The organism is Vibrio sp. 1151_11 (assembly GCF_029478525.1).
GTDB classification, from domain to species: domain Bacteria; phylum Pseudomonadota; class Gammaproteobacteria; order Enterobacterales; family Vibrionaceae; genus Vibrio; species Vibrio anguillarum.
In genome coordinates this window covers 1-1523 of record NZ_SHMN01000079.1, presented here as the reverse complement: position 1 = coordinate 1523, position 1523 = coordinate 1, and the positions used below count along the sequence as shown (strand labels likewise).

Sequence of the window (1523 nt, the reverse complement as noted above, 5' to 3'; positions counted from 1 at the left end):
CATTAATTATGTTTAGAGCTTGAGAAACATCCATAAAAAAATCCAAGTGCATTAAATACACTTGGATTTTGACAGCTCTGAAGGATCGTTCAACCGATCACTTTGGCCTTAACTGATCGGCATTAGGGCGTGGCGCCCCTTTTACTTTTCTATCCATAAATTGAGGTTTATGGAAATTGTGATTGCTTTTCAGCTACCCATAAGAGGTTGAAGCGATTAAAGCGGCATAACACGGTTGCGGCCTAATTGTTTTGCTTCATAGAGCAGTTTATCGGTTCTTTCTATCAAAGACTCGGACGTATCACCTAGTTGTAATTCTGTCACACCAAAAGAGGCGGTAATATTACCAACTTGGTTTCCTGAACGGCGATCCTTCACGCTCATTTTTTCTATCGAACGGCGCAGTGATTCTGCAAACTGTCTGGCAATGCGCAGTGTTTTATTTGGAACAATTAAAACGAACTCTTCGCCGCCAAATCGGTAGGCGGTAATGCCATCTCGACAGCTACTCTGAAGCTTTTTAGCGATGCCTTTGATGACGGTGTCACCAAATAGGTGGCCATAATTGTCATTAAAAGATTTGAAGTGATCGATATCTAATAAGATCAGGCTTATTGGTTGCTGCGCGCTTATTAGGGTAAAGAGATCATCATTGAACGAACGGCGGTTATATAAACCGGACAATCCATCGAATAAAGCCTCTTTTTGCACCTCGGCAAGCTGCTCTTTCAGTCGATGAATTTCTTTACTGGCACTATTAAGTTGACCATTTAAAAACTGAGTTGAATGGCGAATATCTCGCGATTCAGTGACCAATTGGCGAACCACTTTCATCACCTCTTCGATCGATAAATCATCGTTTTCGACTCGTTCTAATTCACTAAAACTTTTATCAATCACTCTGGCAAATTCGCTGGTATCGGTTAGGGTATCTGACATTGAACTTGCGACTTCATTGACTAACACTTCAATATTGTTGCGTAGCGTGCTTAAACTGGTTTCAGAGCGCGATGCGACATAGCTGTTATAGAGTTGAGAGCTTGCCGCGGGAGGACAAAGGCCAAAGTTTTCCAATACAGAATCGAGTTCTCGATTGAGTTGAGGTATGGCATTGTCAACATAGGTATACCAAAGTGCATAGTTAGCAGGTGTCGCCGCCACATGATTTTTCATCATCAACGGTACTGCTTTTTTTAAATTGGCTGTAGATCTCTTAAAGTCGTCGCTGGTCATTATCGTAAAATTAATAGACAGTCACAGATATTCATACCGCTAAGATTAGCGGATATCCCAAAGTTATGCGCTAAAAAAATGCAACTAAAGTTTGAAGTTGAATTTTTATTTACGGTGAACAATCGATTCTTGATGTAGATCAAACACAATAGACAGACATAGTAGTAATGCCGATCAGTTAAGGCCAAAGTGATCGGTTGAACGATCCTTCAGAGCTGTCAAAATCCAAGTGTATTTAATGCACTTGGATTTTTTTATGGATGTTTCTCAAGCTCTAAACATAATTAATG

The 1523-nt window shown here is 40.3% G+C and carries 1 protein-coding gene; it reads right to left on the bottom strand.

The annotated features are described in order from the left end of the window. Nucleotides 1–216: 216 nt before the first annotated feature. A complete protein-coding gene (locus EXZ60_RS18825; protein WP_017045993.1) occupies nt 217–1233 on the bottom strand; it encodes a GGDEF domain-containing protein in 1017 nt (338 codons plus the stop codon). Nucleotides 1234–1523: the final 290 nt, after the last annotated feature.